Source organism: Psychrobacter sp. CAL346-MNA-CIBAN-0220, assembly GCF_040309805.1.
In the GTDB taxonomy this organism is placed as follows: Bacteria; Pseudomonadota; Gammaproteobacteria; order Pseudomonadales; family Moraxellaceae; genus Psychrobacter.
Genome location: NZ_JBEOPF010000245.1, coordinates 1 through 275 on the forward strand (window position 1 = coordinate 1; position 275 = coordinate 275).

Below are 275 nucleotides of genomic sequence, written 5' to 3' on the forward strand. Positions count from 1 at the left end.
AGGCCTACCACATCCTAGCCTTAAACAATTCACCCAAAATAAAACATTATTGCAAGTAGAAGCGTTTACTGCGGTTATTGATTGTATTTTAGAACCCGGCGATATTTTATATATTCAACCAGGTTTCCCGCACGAAGGTTATGCCGTAGAAAACGCCATTAATTATTCGGTGGGTTTTAGAGCGCCAAATCAACAAGATTTACTCTCTAGCTTTGCCGATAATATTATTGATACCGAAAGCGGACAAAAGCGTTACACCGACCACAACCTTACAT

1 protein-coding gene is annotated in these 275 nt (G+C 39.6%); it reads left to right on the forward strand.

Annotated features, from left to right (window positions below):
* Positions 1-275: JmjC domain-containing protein (locus AAEY88_RS13500; protein ID WP_350563209.1), on the forward strand; the 275-nt coding region annotated here is incomplete at both ends.